This window comes from Streptomyces sp. NPDC096040 (assembly GCF_040303265.1).
In the GTDB taxonomy this organism is placed as follows: Bacteria; Actinomycetota; Actinomycetes; order Streptomycetales; family Streptomycetaceae; genus Streptomyces.
Map to the genome: position 1 here is coordinate 42,656 of NZ_JBEOTA010000003.1, position 15,213 is coordinate 57,868.

At 67.3% G+C, this 15,213-nt stretch carries 14 protein-coding genes and 2 riboswitches; of the genes, 10 read left to right on the forward strand and 4 right to left on the reverse strand.

The features are described 5' to 3' along the window. Positions 1–40 precede the first annotated feature (40 nt). A riboswitch (glycine riboswitch) is annotated at positions 41–150 on the reverse strand. Next, positions 151–248: riboswitch (glycine riboswitch) on the reverse strand. A gap of 156 nt (positions 249–404) precedes the next feature. The 3 genes from ABTY98_RS03840 (at position 405) to ABTY98_RS03850 (ending at position 2,973) form a co-directional block, all read left to right on the forward strand. Continuing rightward, entirely contained in the window at positions 405–1,094 is a 690-nt protein-coding gene (locus ABTY98_RS03840) for an AAA family ATPase (protein WP_352219556.1), read from the forward strand. A 156-nt stretch (positions 1,095–1,250) separates the two neighbouring features. Continuing rightward, a complete protein-coding gene (locus ABTY98_RS03845) occupies positions 1,251–2,042 on the forward strand; it encodes an enhanced serine sensitivity protein SseB (protein WP_352219265.1) in 792 nt (263 codons plus the stop codon). A 175-nt stretch (positions 2,043–2,217) separates the two neighbouring features. Beyond that, positions 2,218–2,973 carry an enhanced serine sensitivity protein SseB C-terminal domain-containing protein gene (locus ABTY98_RS03850; RefSeq protein ID WP_502994153.1) on the forward strand — a complete coding sequence of 252 codons (756 nt, stop codon included), beginning with the start codon at positions 2,218–2,220 and terminating at the stop codon, positions 2,971–2,973. A 50-nt stretch (positions 2,974–3,023) separates the two neighbouring features. On the opposite strand, the gene ABTY98_RS03855 is transcribed toward ABTY98_RS03850, so the two are convergent. After that, entirely contained in the window at positions 3,024–3,587 is a 564-nt protein-coding gene (locus ABTY98_RS03855; protein WP_352219267.1) for a hypothetical protein, read from the reverse strand. A 571-nt stretch (positions 3,588–4,158) separates the two neighbouring features. Here ABTY98_RS03855 and ABTY98_RS03860 point away from each other — a divergent pair. The 5 genes from ABTY98_RS03860 (at position 4,159) to ABTY98_RS03880 (ending at position 10,493) form a co-directional block, all read left to right on the forward strand. Further along, positions 4,159–5,163 carry an ABC transporter permease gene (locus ABTY98_RS03860; RefSeq protein ID WP_352219268.1) on the forward strand — a complete coding sequence of 335 codons (1,005 nt, stop codon included), beginning with the start codon at positions 4,159–4,161 and terminating at the stop codon, positions 5,161–5,163. Between the two features lie 71 nt (positions 5,164–5,234). After that, positions 5,235–7,031, forward strand: coding sequence for an ABC transporter substrate-binding protein (locus tag ABTY98_RS03865; RefSeq protein WP_352219269.1), 1,797 nt, complete (start codon positions 5,235–5,237; stop codon positions 7,029–7,031). Positions 7,032–7,141: 110 nt separating this feature from the next. Continuing rightward, a complete protein-coding gene (locus ABTY98_RS03870) occupies positions 7,142–8,140 on the forward strand; it encodes an ABC transporter permease (RefSeq protein ID WP_352219270.1) in 999 nt (332 codons plus the stop codon). After that, positions 8,137–9,234 (forward strand): ABC transporter ATP-binding protein, encoded by a 1,098-nt coding sequence (locus ABTY98_RS03875; RefSeq protein WP_352219271.1) that lies wholly within the window; start codon positions 8,137–8,139, stop codon positions 9,232–9,234. Before ABTY98_RS03870 ends, ABTY98_RS03875 begins: the two co-directional genes overlap by 4 nt. 14 nt (positions 9,235–9,248) lie before the next feature. Then, entirely contained in the window at positions 9,249–10,493 is a 1,245-nt protein-coding gene (locus ABTY98_RS03880) for an ABC transporter ATP-binding protein (RefSeq protein WP_352219272.1), read from the forward strand. Positions 10,494–10,580: 87 nt separating this feature from the next. Here the strand turns inward: ABTY98_RS03880 and ABTY98_RS03885 are convergent, their stop codons facing one another. Both ABTY98_RS03885 and ABTY98_RS03890 read right to left on the reverse strand, forming a co-directional pair. Further along, complete coding sequence (locus ABTY98_RS03885) at positions 10,581–10,907, reverse strand: hypothetical protein (protein WP_352219273.1); 327 nt, start codon at positions 10,905–10,907, stop codon at positions 10,581–10,583. Between the two features lie 140 nt (positions 10,908–11,047). Next, positions 11,048–11,572, reverse strand: coding sequence for a hypothetical protein (locus tag ABTY98_RS03890; RefSeq protein WP_352219274.1), 525 nt, complete (start codon positions 11,570–11,572; stop codon positions 11,048–11,050). Between the two features lie 304 nt (positions 11,573–11,876). On the opposite strand from ABTY98_RS03890, the gene ABTY98_RS03895 reads away from it, so the two are divergent. Both ABTY98_RS03895 and ABTY98_RS03900 read left to right on the forward strand, forming a co-directional pair. Then, on the forward strand, positions 11,877–13,268 hold the full coding sequence (locus ABTY98_RS03895) for a M1 family metallopeptidase (RefSeq protein ID WP_352219275.1): 1,392 nt from the start codon (positions 11,877–11,879) through the stop codon (positions 13,266–13,268). Positions 13,269–13,315: 47 nt separating this feature from the next. After that, entirely contained in the window at positions 13,316–13,975 is a 660-nt protein-coding gene (locus ABTY98_RS03900) for a trimeric intracellular cation channel family protein (RefSeq protein WP_352219276.1), read from the forward strand. On the opposite strand, the gene ABTY98_RS03905 is transcribed toward ABTY98_RS03900, so the two are convergent. Beyond that, positions 13,884–15,113: an alpha/beta hydrolase gene (locus ABTY98_RS03905; protein WP_352219277.1), complete on the reverse strand. Its 1,230-nt coding sequence runs from the start codon at positions 15,111–15,113 to the stop codon at positions 13,884–13,886. The genes ABTY98_RS03900 and ABTY98_RS03905 overlap by 92 nt on opposite strands. Positions 15,114–15,213: the final 100 nt, after the last annotated feature.

Below are 15,213 nucleotides of genomic sequence, written 5' to 3' on the forward strand. Positions count from 1 at the left end.
TCGTCTCCCAAGGGTCCCAGGGCATGACAGGCGAGGTCTGTCCTCCCCATCTGTCATCGGAACCTGAGAGGTTCGCCCTGACCACACGAGTGGTCACGGCTTGCACCTTGGGTGGGGCCACTGACACAGCGGCCCGCTTTTCAGATGTGCCTCGCCCGCGCGGTAACGGGGCCTGAGAGATTCAAGGGAGGGACTTGCTCCTTCGGCGCCCCAGCGAAGACTGCTGGGGACTCTCCCGCGCGGATTCAAGCGGCCGGTATGCAGTTGGCGGGCACATCATTGCATGCCGGGCGGAGCTTTGTAACAGGGCTGTGGCGCGGAGCGGACGGAACCGCGAGACACCGTGCATTACCTTCTCTTTACGTTAAGTGGGGAGAACCTTTCCTGAACCCCCAGGGAGGACGATCACGGTGACAAGCACCACGGCATACGCGACGACGGGCATCACCCTGCCGGGACAGCCGACGGCCCCGGCCCGCGAGCGGTGTGACAAGCGCCCCGCACCGGTCGTCCGCGATCTGCGCGACCGAGCCGGACACAGCCCGCACGGCCTGCTCTTCGGCCCCCGTGACCTGGTCGTGGTCACCGGGCTGCCCGGCAGCGGCAAGTCCACCCTGATGCACCGCACCGTCCAGGGCATCCGGATCGACTCCCAGGACACCCGCGACCGCTGGGACGCCCGCCTGGCCCGCTTCCTGCCGTACACCCTCTACCGCCCGCTGGTCCGCCTCGCCCACTACGCCGGACTGCGCCGCGCGCTGCGCACCGGCGAGGGCGTGGTCGTGCACGACTGCGGCACCCAGGCCTGGGTGCGTGACTGGCTGGCCCGCGAGGCCCGCCGCCGCGACGGCACCCTGCACCTGCTGCTCCTGGACGTCACGCCGGGCACGGCACTGGACGGCCAGCGCGAGCGCGGCCGGGGCGTCTCCCGGTACGCCTTCCTGCGCCACCGCCACGCCGCCGCCCGCCTGGTGCGCGCGGTGGAGAAGGGCGGCCCGCCCCAGGGCGTCGGCTCGGCGGTGCTCCTGGACCGGGACGCGGCTGACGTGCTGTGCCGGATCGCCTTCGGGAAGGCGGAGAAGCTCGCGGGGTGAGGCTTTCCGGCAAGCGGAGCGCTCACGAGGTGAGGCTCTCCGGCAAGCGGAGCGCTCACGGGGTGAGGCTTTGTCCCCGCAGGGTGAGGCATTGTCACAGCCACCCGCTAGCCTTTTCAGCCTCAGCAGCAGTGGTTTCCAGCAGGCGGTAGGCAGATGGACTTCCCGGCGGACATTCCCGCGGACTTCCCGGCACAGGCACACCCCCACCCGCACGGCGGTTGGCCCGGCAACGAGCTGGAGGAGGTCCTGTCGGCCTCCCTCGGCGTCCCCGCGGCGGCGGGCCGGCTCATCGAGGTACTGAGCCGGAGCTTCCTGTGGGTCCCGCTGCCGGAGGGCGGCGGCCCGCACAGCGGCTCGCTGGACCTGCCCACCACGGAGATCCAGGGCCAGGTGTACGTCCCGGTCTTCAGCTCCGAGGAGCAGTTCCGACTGGTGGTCGGCTCCCATCTGTCGTTCACGATCGCCCCCGCCGTCGAGTTCGCCCGCGGTCTGCCCCCGCAGGTCGGCATCGCCGTGAACCCCGGGGGAGTGGTGGGCGTCCCGCTGCCGCCGGAGGCGGTCGCCGAGCTGTGCCGGTCCGGCCGTACCGAACTGGACGGCGCCGCCTCGGGCGGCCGGGTCCGCCTCTTCGAGCCGGACTGGCAGGACGACCCGATGGACTTCCTGGCCGCGGCGTCGGCGGAGTTCGCGGCGACCGGCGTGGTCGCCACGGCCCGCCGCTGCCTGGCCGTGGTCGAGACGGCAGACCCGGTGATGTTCGTGGGCGTAGAACTCTCCCAGTGGGAGGGGGACATAAGGGCGCTGCCCCTGGAGGCGCTGGGCAAGGCCCTCGGCAGGGTCCCGGTGAAGTGGCCGGTGAACCTGGTCCTGCTGGACGTGGCGGAGGATCCGGTGGGCCACTGGATGCGGGACAACGTCCGCCCCTTCTATCAATACGGTCACTGAAAGCGCCCCGTAAGGGGCGCGAGGAACTGCGCGACCAGCCACAACGAAACCCGCACTCGCGCACGACCAATCGGCCCCCACCCCCTGGGCGCTTAAGCTGTCACCACACGCGGGGCAACTCTTCGAAGGGGCGGTACGACAGGTGAGCGCGAGCCTCAGCGGCAGCGTCGAGCACATGCTGCGCCAGGTCACGCCCGGGCGCTACGACGCCTACGAGGCACTCCTCCGCGCCCTCGCCACGCCCTCCTCCGGCCAGATCTGGATGCTGCTCTGGCACGGCCAGGCCGGCTCCCCCGACGCCCAGTACGGGAACATGGAGGTCGACGGTCACGGCTACGCCCCCTGCGTGACCTCGGCCCAGGAACTGTCGGCGAGCGGCTGGAACCGCTCGTACGAAGTGGTCGATGGTGTCGACGTGGCCCGCACCCTCTATCCCGACCACTTCGGTCTCTGGCTCAACCCGCACGCCCCGGGCGGCGGCGTCGGCATCCCCTGGCTGGACCTGCGCCGCATCGCGACAGGCCTGGACCGCCAGCCGGCCGGGCCGCTCCGCCTGGCGGAACCCGCGATCGAGGTCCCGCAGTTCTACGCGCTGCTGTCGCAGAACGCCCACCGTACCCCTGCGGTCCGCTCCCTGCGGCGGGCCTGGGTGCAGCCGGCGCTCGGGGCGCCCTATCTCGCGATCGGGCTCGACGTGTACGACACGTCGCCGTCGGCCGTGGACTCGGTGCGGGCGATGATGCAGCAGTCGATCGGGGCGGTGCCGGACGGGCTGCCGGTGTCGACGGTCGCCATGACCGACGAGTACGACCCGGTGGTGATGTGGATGAGAGCGGCCGCACGGCCGTTCTACGACCGCGAGGCGCATGCGGCGCTGCCACCGGCGCCGGTCGCGGGGTACGGGTATCCGCCGACGCCCGGCGGCTACTGACAGCACTGTGCCCGCCTCTCGTCCGAGAGGCGGGCACAGTTGTCACCGGGTCACGGCTTGGTCGTGCACTGCGTCTTTCCGACGCACGTGGAGTAGAAGATCTTCGCGGTGACGGCGCGGAATACGCCGTAGTCCTTGTCGACGACGGTCTTGCAGTTCGCGCCGTAGTGCGCCTTCTCTATGTGGAACTTCTGGAATTCCACCTTCGGAGTTATGTAGCCGTAGCGCTTTCCGGGAACGCTGAGGTTGTGTTCCACGGAGATTCCCGTGGTGTTCGACTTGGATACCGTGTAGTTGGTATTTCCGTTGATTTCGGCCACGGCGACCTTGACGCTCAGGCCGCCACCGCTTGTCCAGCCGGACGTACGCGACTTGGTGATGCTGAGGGTGTACTTGAGCGTCGAGGTCTGCGAGCTCGAGTTGTAGGCGCCCACGGTGCCACCCGATGACTGGTAGTACCGGGGGCCCACCGAATCGACGTCCCAGAAATGCCCGGTGCCGCAGTTGTCCGGGTGCACTTCGGCGGCGGAGGCGGCCGTCGGTACCGCGAAGCTCGCACCGGCCAGAAGTGCGGCAGTGGCCACAGCGCGGCCGACCATTCCAATAGCGGTCATTTCCTTGTCCCCGTTTCCCGTTGGAGTGGCGGTTGTTTCGCCGACGGGGCATGAAGTTAGCGCTGTGGTGTGTGTGCTTCAAGCGAGAAATACGGAACCTGCTATTCAATCCTCAAGGGATCCTCAATTACTTAGTGAAACCATGGCGTTGCGCGCGCTAGGCACCCTAATTGTCCATTCTGCGAGAGGGGGTAAAATCCCCATAATCGGGCAAGTCGGGCGGCTGGCTGAATGCCGTGTGGCCTGCATCACTGTGGTGTGATCGCGGCATGGGCGGGCGATCGGCATCGGTGACTCTATGTGCGTAGATAGCGAGACTTTGTCGTATTTCGTAATGTGTTAATGAGTTATGTCCATGTCCGGCATGTGTTACCCGTCGTTCGGATAACGAAACTCCCAGCTCTCATCACGGTTACGCATCCATTCACCGTCAACTCTGGCAACCGGTCGCCACAGCGTTGAAGACTCGCGCTCCAAGGGGTGTTCACCCCTGCCCAGGAGAGAGTGATCATGCCGCTACCAGCGGCAAGTGCAACCCGGCTACAGCCGGTTGAGAGGGGTCCCTGCTCAGATGACGGCACCATTGCACGAGCCGACCGCGGAAGCGGCCCCGAGCGCGGCCGAAGAGGCGGCTGTCGCCGCTGGTGAGAAGGCCGTGCAGGGGCGCTCCCTGGGCCGGATCGCCTGGGAGCGTCTCAAGCGCGACAAACTCGCCCTCGCGGGCGGCATCGTCGTCCTCCTCCTCGTCGTGGTCGCCCTCCTCGCGCCAGTGATCACCCACCTGGTCGGCCAGGACCCGGATGCTTACAACGAGAGCCTCATCGACCCTCTGTTCGGCACCCCCAAGGGGTCGTTCGGCGGCGTCAGCGGCGACCACCTGCTGGGTGTTGAGCCCGTCAACGGCCGCGACATCTTCGCGCGGATCCTCTACGGCGCCCGCGTCTCGCTCCTGGTGGGCTTCCTGTCCGCCGTCGTCGCGGTCGTCCTGGGCACCGTGCTGGGCATCCTGGCGGGCTTCTTCGGCGGCTGGGTGGACTCGCTCATCAGTCGTGTGATGGACGGCCTGCTGGCCTTCCCGCAGCTGCTGTTCACGATCGCCCTGGTCTCCGTCATGCCGAACGAGATGCTGGGCCTGTCCGGGTCCAACGTGCGCGTCTTCGTGATGATCCTGGTCATCGGCTTCTTCGGCTGGCCCTACATCGGACGCGTGGTGCGCGGCCAGACGCTCTCCATGCGTGAGCGTGAGTACGTCGAGGCCGCGCGGTCGCTGGGCGCCGGACGGTTCTACATCCTGTTCAAGGAGCTGCTGCCCAACCTGGTCGCGCCCATCATCGTGTACACGACGATGATGATCCCGACCAACATCCTCACTGAGGCGGCGCTGAGCTTCCTGGGCGTGGGCGTCAAGCCGCCCACGTCGTCCTGGGGACAGATGCTCTCGAGCGCGATCGACTACTACGAGTCGGACCCCATGTACATGGTGGTTCCGGGTGTGGCGATCTTCATCACCGTCCTCGCCTTCAACCTTTTCGGAGACGGCGTGCGGGACGCGCTGGATCCGAAGGCGTCCCGCTGAAAAAGCCGTACCCAAAAGCGTCCCGTGGCACCAACACGGGGTCTCTCATCAAATCCGGAGGATCCGAGATCGTGACTACCCAACGCACCTCAGGGCGGCGTAAGAAGGCGTTTGCCGCCGCTGCTGCGGTCGCCGCACTGCTGACCACGGCGGCGTGCGGCGGCAGCAGCGACGACAACAGCGGTTCGAAGAACGGCGCCGCCGGCTTCGACGCCGCGAACAACAAGGTCGCCCAGGCTTCCCTGGCCAAGAAGGGTGGCACGCTGCGGTTCGGCGGTGCCCAGGACGCCGACTCGTGGGACACCACGCGTGGCTACTACGGCTTCATGTGGAACTTCGCGCGTTACTACAGCCGCCAGCTGGTCACGGGCAAGACGGAGCCGGGCAAGGCCGGCGCCCAGCTCACCCCGGACCTCGCCACCGGTCTCGCGAAGGTTTCGGACGGCGGCAAGACGTACACGTACACCCTGCGTGACGGCGTCACGTGGGAGGACGGCAAGCCGATCACGTCCAAGGACGTCAAGTACGGTATCGAGCGCGTCTGGGCGCAGGACGTGCTCTCCGGCGGTCCGACCTACCTGAAGGACTTCCTGGACCCGAAGGGCGAGTACAAGGGCCCCTACAAGGACACGTCCAAGGACAAGCTGGGTCTGAAGTCGATCTCCACCCCGGACGACAAGACGATCGTCTTCCACCTGCCGAAGGCCAACTCGGACTTCCAGGACGTGCTGGCCCTGGTCTCGGCCTCCCCGGTCCGCCAGGACATGGACACCAAGTCCAAGTACGGCCTGAAGCCGTTCTCCTCCGGCCCGTACAAGTTCGAGTCCTACAGCCCCGGCAAGAGCCTGACGCTGGTGCGCAACACCGAGTGGAAGCAGTCCTCGGACCCGGTCCGCAAGGCGTACCCGGACAAGATCACCGTCGAGTTCTTCTCGGACGCCAACCAGCTGGACCAGCGCCTGCTCAACGGTGACCTGGACCTGGACATCAACCAGACCGGCATGTCCCCGCAGGGCCGCACCACCGCTCTGAAGGAGCACAAGGCCAACCTGGACAACCCGGTCTCGGGTTACATCCGGTACGCGGTCTTCCCGCAGAGCGTGAAGCCGTTCGACAACATCGAGTGCCGCAAGGCCGTCATCCTGGGCGCCGACCACGTGTCGCTGCAGACCGCCCGCGGTGGCCCGATCGCCGGTGGCGACATCGGCACCAACATGCTTCCGCCGTCCGTCCCGGGCTCCGAGGGCCAGAAGTACGACCCGTACGGCATCTCCGGCGCCAACAAGAACGGCAACGTCGCGGAGGCCAAGAAGGCTCTGAAGGCCTGCGGCAAGCCGAACGGCTTCTCCACCACCATCGCCGTCCGTAACAACAAGCCGGTCGAGGTGGCCACCGCCCAGTCGCTCCAGGCGTCGCTGAAGAAGATCGGCATCAACGCCCAGATCGACCAGTACGACGGTTCGCAGACCGCCGGCATCATCGGCAGCCCCTCGAACGTGCAGAAGAAGGGCTACGGCATCATCATCATGGGCTGGGGCCCGGACTTCCCGACCGTCCAGGGCTTCGGTCTGCCGCTGTGGGACAGCAAGTACATCCTGCAGAGCGGCAACAACAACTACGCCCTGATCAAGGACAAGACGATCGACGGTCTCTTCGACCAGTACGTCACCACCCTTGACGAGGCGGGCAAGGCCAAGGTCTCCACGGAGATCAACCACAAGGTCATGGAGGGCGCGTACTACCTGCCCTTCACCTTCGAGAAGTTCATCAACTGGCGGTCGGACAACCTGGCGAACGTCTACACGACGGACAACTACAGCGGTACGTACGACTTCGTCAACCTCGGCCTGAAGAACCCGAAGAAGTAAACCGGCACACCCGCCGTACGGCACGAAAGGCAGGTGAAGGCCGGCGCGGCGTGGTCGTGGGCCATCGGAAGACCTCCGGTGGTCCGCGGCCCCGCGGCGGGCCGTAAGCTGTGCTCGCTTACCTCATCAGGCGGCTGTTCGCCGCCGCAGTGATGCTCGTGGTCATCGTGATGGTGGTCTTCGGCATCTTCTTCCTCGTCCCCAAGTGGGCAGGCGTCGACATCGCCGCGAGCTTCGTGGGCAAGCAGGCCGACCCGGCTGCCGTCGAGGCCGTACGGGAGAAGCTGGGCCTGAGCGACCCGATCTACATCCAGGTCTGGGAGTTCTTCAAGGGCATCTTCGTCGGCCGGACCTACTCCGGCGGCGGCGACGTGACGCACTGCGCCGCGCCCTGCTTCGGCTACTCCTTCCGCAGCGAGCAGGCGGTCTGGCCGGTGCTCACCGACCGCTTCCCGGTGACCCTGGGACTGGCGCTCGGTGCCGCGGTGCTGTGGCTGGTCATCGGTGTCGCGGCGGGTGTGCTCTCCGCGCTCAAGCGGGGCACCATCTGGGACCGCGGTGCGATGGTCGTCGCGCTGGCGGGTGTCTCCCTCCCCATCTACTTCACCGGTCTGCTCAGCCTGGCGATCTTCGCCTTCGGGCTGAAATGGATCGACGCGCAGTACGTGCCACTCAGCCAGAGCGTCGGCGGCTGGTTCGGCGGCATGATCCTTCCTTGGATCACTCTCGCCTTCCTGTACGCGGCGATGTACGCCCGGATCACCCGCGCCACCATGCTGGAGATCCTCGGCGAGGACTACATACGCACGGCCCGCGCGAAGGGTCTCACGGAGCCCGTCGTCATCGGCAAGCACGCGATGCGCTCCACGATGACCCCCATCCTGACCATGCTCGGCATGGACCTCGGCGCCCTCATCGGCGGCGCCATCCTTACGGAGTCGACGTTCAACCTGCCCGGCCTCGGCCGCGCGGTGCTCGACGCCATCCGTAACCAGGACCTGCCCATCATCCTGGGCGTCACGCTGATCACTTCTCTCGCCGTGCTGATCGCCAACCTCGTGGTGGACATCCTGTACGCCGTGATCGACCCCCGAGTGAGGCTCACATGACCGACCTGAGCAAGAGCGGAGCCGCCCTGGGTGAGCCCACCTCCGGCTCCGCCGCCCCGACCTCCTTCCTGGAGGTGCGCGACCTCAAGGTGCACTTCCCGACCGACGACGGCCTGGTCAAGTCCGTCGACGGACTCAGCTTCACGCTGGAGAAGGGCAAGACCCTCGGCATCGTGGGCGAGTCCGGCTCCGGCAAGTCGGTGACCTCGCTCGGCATCATGGGCCTGCACACCGCCGGCCAGTACGGCAAGCGCAAGGCGCAGATCTCCGGCGAGATCTGGCTGGACGGCACCGAGCTGCTCTCCGCCGACCCCGACCACGTGCGCAAGCTGCGCGGTCGCGAGATGGCGATGATCTTCCAGGACCCGCTGTCCGCGCTGCACCCGTACTACACGATCGGCCAGCAGATCGTGGAGGCGTACCGGATCCACCACGACGTCGACAAGAAGACCGCGAAGAGGCGCGCGGTCGAGATGCTCGACCGGGTGGGCATCCCGCAGCCCGACAAGCGCGTCGACAACTATCCGCACGAGTTCTCCGGCGGTATGCGCCAGCGCGCGATGATCGCGATGTCGCTGGTCAACAACCCCGAGCTGCTCATCGCGGACGAGCCGACGACGGCCCTGGACGTGACCGTCCAGGCGCAGATCCTCGACCTGATCCGGGACCTGCAGACGGAGTTCGGCTCCGCGGTCATCATCATCACCCACGACCTGGGCGTCGTCGCCGAGCTCGCCGACGACATCCTGGTGATGTACGGCGGCCGCTGTATCGAGCGCGGACCGGCCGACAAGGTCTTCTACGAGCCCCGCCACCCCTACACCTGGGGCCTGCTCGGCTCGATGCCGCGTCTCGACCGCGAGCAGCAGGAGCGCCTGATCCCGGTCAAGGGTTCCCCGCCCTCCCTGATCAACATCCCGTCCGGCTGCGCCTTCAACCCGCGCTGCCCGTACGCCGACGTCCCCAAGGACAACGTCACCCGCACGGTCCGCCCCGAGCTGACGGATGTCGGCAGCCAGCACTGGGCCGCCTGCCACATGACGCAGGAGCAGCGGGAGCGGATCTGGACCGAAGAGATTGCGCCGAAGCTGTGAGCGAGGACAAAGCGGTGACCATCCCTGCGCAGGGCGAAGGTGCCACCCTCACCAAGGACGCCGCCCCTGGCGAGACCCTGCTGAAGGTGACCGGGCTCCAGAAACACTTCCCGATCAAAAAGGGTCTGCTCCAGCGGCAGGTCGGCGCCGTACACGCGGTCGACGGCCTCGACTTCGAGGTCAAGGCCGGTGAGACACTGGGCGTCGTGGGCGAGTCGGGCTGCGGCAAGTCGACGATGGGCCGACTGATCACCCGGCTCCTCGAACCGACCGGCGGCAAGGTCGAGTTCGAGGGCAGGGACATCACACACCTCGGGGTGGGCGGCATGCGTCCGCTGCGCCGAGATGTGCAGATGATCTTCCAGGACCCGTACTCCTCACTGAACCCGCGCCACACCATCGGCACGATCATCAGCGCTCCCTTCAAGCTCCAGGGCGTCACGCCCCCGGGCGGCGTCAGGGCGGAGGTCCAGCGGCTGCTGTCGGTCGTGGGCCTCAACCCCGAGCACTACAACCGCTATCCGCACGAGTTCTCCGGCGGCCAGCGCCAGCGCATCGGCATCGCCCGCGCGCTCGCCCTGAAGCCGAAGCTGGTGGTGGCCGACGAGCCCGTCTCCGCCCTGGACGTCTCGATCCAGGCCCAGGTCGTCAACCTCATGGACGACCTCCAGGAGGAGCTGGGCCTCACCTACGTGATCATCGCGCACGACCTCTCGGTGGTCCGGCACGTCTCGGACCGGATCGCGGTGATGTACCTCGGCAAGATCGTGGAGCTGGCCGACCGCGAGTCCCTGTACAAGGCGCCGATGCACCCGTACACCAAGGCGCTCATGTCGGCGGTGCCGATCCCGGATCCGCGCCGCAAGAACGCCAAGAGCGACCGCATCCTGCTTCAGGGCGACGTGCCCTCGCCGATCTCCCCGCCGAGCGGTTGCCGCTTCCACACCCGGTGCTGGAAGGCGACGGAGGTCTGCAAGACGACCGAGCCGAAACTCGTCGAGCTGAAGCCCGGCCAGCAGGTCGCCTGCCACCACCCGGAGAACTTCGCCGACCAGGCCCCGCAGGACACGGTTCTGCTGACGATCGCCAAGGAGGCGGCCGAGTTGGTCGCGGACGAGGTTCTCGCGGAGTCCGCGGCCACCTCGGCGGCGGTGGCTGCGGAGGTCGCCGAAGCCGGGACTCCCGCGGAGGCCGAAAGCCGGGAGCCGGCGGAGGCCGAGAGCCAGGAGAACCAGGAGTCGACCGACAAGCAGAGCTGACCGCCTGTCGAACGGTGACGAGGAAGTACCGGCGGGGGCCACCCCCGCCGGTACTTCCTTTTTCGCGTCTGGCGGGCGACCGCCGGGCTATCCCCAGACCAGCAGCCGCCATTCGACGGAGGGCTTCACCCCGAGCTGCATCACCCGGTCACTCTTCGTGCCGGTAAATCCCGTGGTGTACGCCGCCGTCGCGTTGCACCCGGCCACCTTCAGGACGGAGCCGCCGGACCCGTCGGTCACCTTCGCGTCACCAGGTCCCAGGCAGATCAGCCGCACCGTGATCTGGGAGCCCGTCTTCGCCAGGGGCACCTCGAGCCGCGCGGTGCCGCGCCCGCTCCGCGCCGTCAACAGCTTTCCGGACGGTACCGGGTACTTGAGGGACTCGAGTACCGGCAACCGCGTTTTCGCGGCCATCGAGGCGTGGGCTGCGGTCGGCGATGACGATTGCCGCGCAGTGGAATCCGCGCCACCGCAGCCTGCCGCGGCCATCAAGGCGACGGAGAGTACGGCAACGCGCGCTGCGCAGGGTGAGAAACGAGCTCCGGCGACGGAATTCATCCCTTGGTGCTCCAGAATGCCGGAATGTGGTACGGGTATTTCGCGACGCCCTTGCGCGCGATGACCCACTTGCAATTCGCGCCGTAGTGACCGACGTCCCAGTTCATCACCTTTCGGTCGGCGCCGGCGTGTAGGTATCCCTCCCGCCAGGACGCCGGCACCTTCCAGCTGTCCGTGTAGGAGATCGACGCCGACATCGAGAGCGCGAGGGAGACGGATACGCTTGCCTTGGCCTTGGCGAAGATGATGCCCTCTTCGGCCGACACGGAGCCGGTGACGGTGCCGGTGACCGATGTCCCCGCGGTAAGGGTGATGCCGAGAGTGTGTCCGCCCGGCGCGCTGGACGGCGGCACCATTCCGATCCGGTCGGAATGAATATTGCTGACTTCGTACACCGACTCCGTGCCGCAGTTGTCCGGATGCACTGTGCCGGACGTAGCGGCCTGGGCCGAGGTCGTGCCCACGGCGATCAAAGAGAGCAACGCCGCGCCGACAGACATGGTTCTCGCGTATTGCGTCAAGATTCTGGCTCCTGGTCGAGGAGCGGAGGAAATCCGTCTACCACCCCGTGTGGCGACTCCCCCGTAAGCCTCAACCTAGCGCTTGGCCCGGTTAGTGCGACAGAGAATTGGTGATCTCGTTGCCATTGTTTTGTGGATAACCTCAAGTAAAGCTCAGATGGAATTGGGAATACCGGTTTCCGTGTCCCTATTCGGCGGAGGTGTCGTTTTATGACAGGTTGGCAAAGTCATGTGCATGACTGAACGGGAAGCTGCAAGGTTGGGCGCATCTGTCTGATGGGACCACGCACCGAAGGGACGACTCATGCGCCTCTCCCGTTCGGCACGTCTGGCGGCTGTCGCTACCGCGGCAGCAGCCTCCTTCGTCATCGCGGCCGCCCCCGCCCCCACCCCGGGCGCCACGGGCATCGGTGACCCCTACTTCCCGCAGCTCGGCAACGGCGGTTTCGACGCCCGCCACTACGACCTCGACGTCGCCTACGCTCCCGACACCGGGCGCCTGGACGGCCGTACCACCCTCACCGCCCGCGCCACCCAGAACCTCTCCTCCTTCGACCTCGACCTCCAGAAACTGGAGGTCACGCACGTCGAAGTGAACGGCAGACGCGCCCGGTTCGCGCGCACCGGCGACGAGATCACCGTCACGCCGAGGAACCCGCTCGCCGAGGGGCACGAGTTCACCGTCGCGGTCACCTACGGCGGGATACCCGAACCCCTCAACGGCCCCATCGTCTTCGGCTCCGACTACGGCTGGATGAAGACCCCCGACGGCGTCTTCGTCGCCTGCGAGCCCAACGCCGCCTCCACCTGGTTCCCGTCCAGCGACCACCCTTCCGACAAGGCCACCTACGACATCCGGATCAAGGCGCCCAAGGGTCTGACGGGTGTGTCCAACGGCCGGCTCGTGAACACGTACGACAAGGGCGTCTCGACGTACACCCACTGGCGTGAGTCGAAACCCATGGCGACCTATCTCGCCACCGCCACCATCGGGAAGTTCGACGTGCGGACGGGGAAGACGCCCTCCGGCATCCCGATCTACGTCGCCATCGACCCGGTCCTCGCGAACAGCAACAGCGTCGACGTGTACGCCGTGACGGCCGCCGCCACCGACTACTGGTCGCAGATCTTCGGGCCGTACCCCTTCGAGGAGACCGGCGCGATCGTCGACGACATGCCGGAGGCGGGGTTCTCGCTGGAGGTGCAGAGCAAGCCGGCCTACTCGGCGGTGCGCAACGAGACGACGATCGTGCACGAGCTGGCCCACCAGTGGTTCGGCGACTCGGTGAGCGTGGCGCAGTGGAAGGACATCTGGCTCAACGAGGGCTTCGCCACCTACGCCCAGTGGCTGTGGGCGGAGCACCAGGGCACCCGCTCGGCCCATGACTCCTTCCTGGCCGGCTACAACTCCCGCGCCGCCGACACCCCCTTCTGGCAGACCGTCGTCGCCGACCCGCAGCGCGACACCATGTTCGCCTCCGCCGTATACCAGCGCGGCGCGATGACCCTCCAGATGCTGCGCGAGCGGATCGGGGACACCGCGTTCTTCAAGCTCCTCCCCGCGTGGACGAAGCTGCACCGCTACGGCAACGCCGACACCGCCGACTTCATCCGCCTCGCGGAGAAGGTCTCCGGGCAGCAGCTCGACGACCTGTTCCGGACCTGGCTGTTCACCACAGGGAAACCCGCCCTGTGAGCCTGGCTTTGTAAGGTTCATGCACCCTGCCGGGTCACAATGTCAGGGTGCAGCTCCAGAACCTCTTCTCTCCCTCCGTCCAGCACACGCTCGATGTCATCGGCATCTTCGTGTTCGCGATCTCCGGCGCGCTGCTGGCCGTCCGCAAGAACTTCGACGTCTTCGGCATCGCCGTGCTCGCCGAGGTCACCGCGCTGGGCGGAGGGATCTTCCGGGACGTGATCATCGGAGCGGTGCCCCCGGCCGCCTTCACGGACCTGGGGTACTTCATCACCCCGCTGCTCACCGCGCTCGTGGTGTTCTTCCTCCACCCGCACGTCGAGCGCATCCAGTCGGCGGTCCTGGTCTTCGACGCGGCCGGTCTCGGCCTGTTCTGCGTGACCGGCACGACGAAGGCGTACTCCTACGGCCTCAACCTGACCGCCTCGGCCGCCCTCGGGCTCGCCACCGCGGTCGGCGGCGGCGTGCTCCGGGACGTACTCGCCAACGAGGTTCCCTCACTGCTGCGCTGGGACCGCGATCTGTACGCGGTCCCGGCGATCGTCGGGGCGACGATGGTGGTGCTGTGCATCCACTACGACACGTTGACCCCGTTCACCAGCGGGGTGGCGGTCGTCACCGCTTTCGTGTTGCGCCTGCTCGCGATGCGGTTCCACTGGCGAGCGCCGCGTGCGTGGAATCGGCGGACGACGGTTCGTGAGGAGTAGTTCCGGCCCGGGCGTGGCTCTGGCCCATGTTGACGGTGAGCCACTCGAAGACCTCCGGCACCTGGGGCCGCCACAGCGCCATGTTGTGGCCGCCCGCGCTGCGCGGCAGATACACCACGTGCACGGTGGTCGGCGCCTTGGCGATCTGTTCGAGCGCCACCCCGGCCTGGTAGCCGTCGCCGGACTCGCCGGAGAGGTAGAGGGCGATCCGGGGCGGGGCGGCAGCCTTCCGGAGCAGCAGGTAGGGGTTGTTCCGCTCGCGCAGGGTCACGCTCTGCGCGGCGAGTGAATTGCGTTCGCCGATCGGGTCGTTGTAGCCGGACAGGCTCACCGCGGCCCGGTAGCGGTCCGGGTGGGCGACGGCCAGCTTGACCGCGCAGTGCGCGCCCGCCGAGTACCCGGCGACGGCCCAGTTGGCCGGAGCCGCGGCGGCGCGGAAGTTGTCGGTCACCATCTTCGGGACGTCGATGCTGAGCCAGCTGTCGGCGTTGACCGTGCCCGGGATGTTGGCGCAGCCGGTGTCGACACCGGCCAGCAGGTTGGTGCGCGGGGCGACCAGGATGAAGGGCGCGACCTTGCCGCTCCTCATCAGCGGCAGCAGCTGCTCGTGCACCTTCAGCGAACCGAACCAGGCCTTGGCCGAGCCGGGGTAGCCCGGCAGCAGTTCCACCACCGGGAACCTGTGGTTGCGGTACGCCGGTTCGTTGTACTGGGGCGGCAGCCAGACGTAGACCTCGGCGTTCACGCCTGAGACCCGGCCCTTGAGCTGGGTGACGCGCACCCCGCCGGCGGCGTGCATACCCGGTCCGGTGGACGCCGTGAAGGCCTGCCTCACCTTGGGCAACCGTGTCAGCGCTATGCCGCCGGTACCGTCCCGGCCGAGGTCGGCGGCCTGCTGGACGTGGTTGCCGGTACCGAGCAGGTCGGCCCAGTTGTCGTACAGGCTGTTCTCGTTGTTGACCAGTACGAAGATCAGCGTCACCGCCGTGGCCTGTGCGAACAGCAGCATCAGGACCCGGGCCGCGGTGCGCACGGCCTTGGGCCCGCGCATCCTCGACCACAGGACGAGCGGCAGTATGAGGGCAACCACGGACAGGACGATGGTCGTGTAGAGGAACGGAGTCCCGGTGAGGCTCATGTCCCCATAGAGGGGAATTACCGGCTCCGGGTTACGGACGTGTCCGGACACTTACCTAGAAATTGCCGGAACCTCACCCGGCCGAGTGGATCCCTTACCC

Bases quoted from the DNA above. Each gene is read 5' to 3' on its own strand.
- ABTY98_RS03845 (WP_352219265.1), top strand. From the start codon at position 1,251: ATGGACTTCCCGGCGGACATTCCCGCGGACTTCCCGGCACAGGCACAC.
- ABTY98_RS03850 (WP_502994153.1), top strand. From the start codon at position 2,218: ATGCTGCGCCAGGTCACGCCCGGGCGCTACGACGCCTACGAGGCACTC.
- ABTY98_RS03855 (WP_352219267.1), bottom strand. From the start codon at position 3,587: ATGACCGCTATTGGAATGGTCGGCCGCGCTGTGGCCACTGCCGCACTT.
- ABTY98_RS03860 (WP_352219268.1), top strand. From the start codon at position 4,159: ATGACGGCACCATTGCACGAGCCGACCGCGGAAGCGGCCCCGAGCGCG.
- ABTY98_RS03875 (WP_352219271.1), top strand. From the start codon at position 8,137: ATGACCGACCTGAGCAAGAGCGGAGCCGCCCTGGGTGAGCCCACCTCC.
- ABTY98_RS03885 (WP_352219273.1), bottom strand. From the start codon at position 10,907: ATGGCCGCGAAAACGCGGTTGCCGGTACTCGAGTCCCTCAAGTACCCG.
- ABTY98_RS03895 (WP_352219275.1), top strand. From the start codon at position 11,877: ATGCGCCTCTCCCGTTCGGCACGTCTGGCGGCTGTCGCTACCGCGGCA.
- ABTY98_RS03905 (WP_352219277.1), bottom strand. From the start codon at position 15,113: ATGAGCCTCACCGGGACTCCGTTCCTCTACACGACCATCGTCCTGTCC.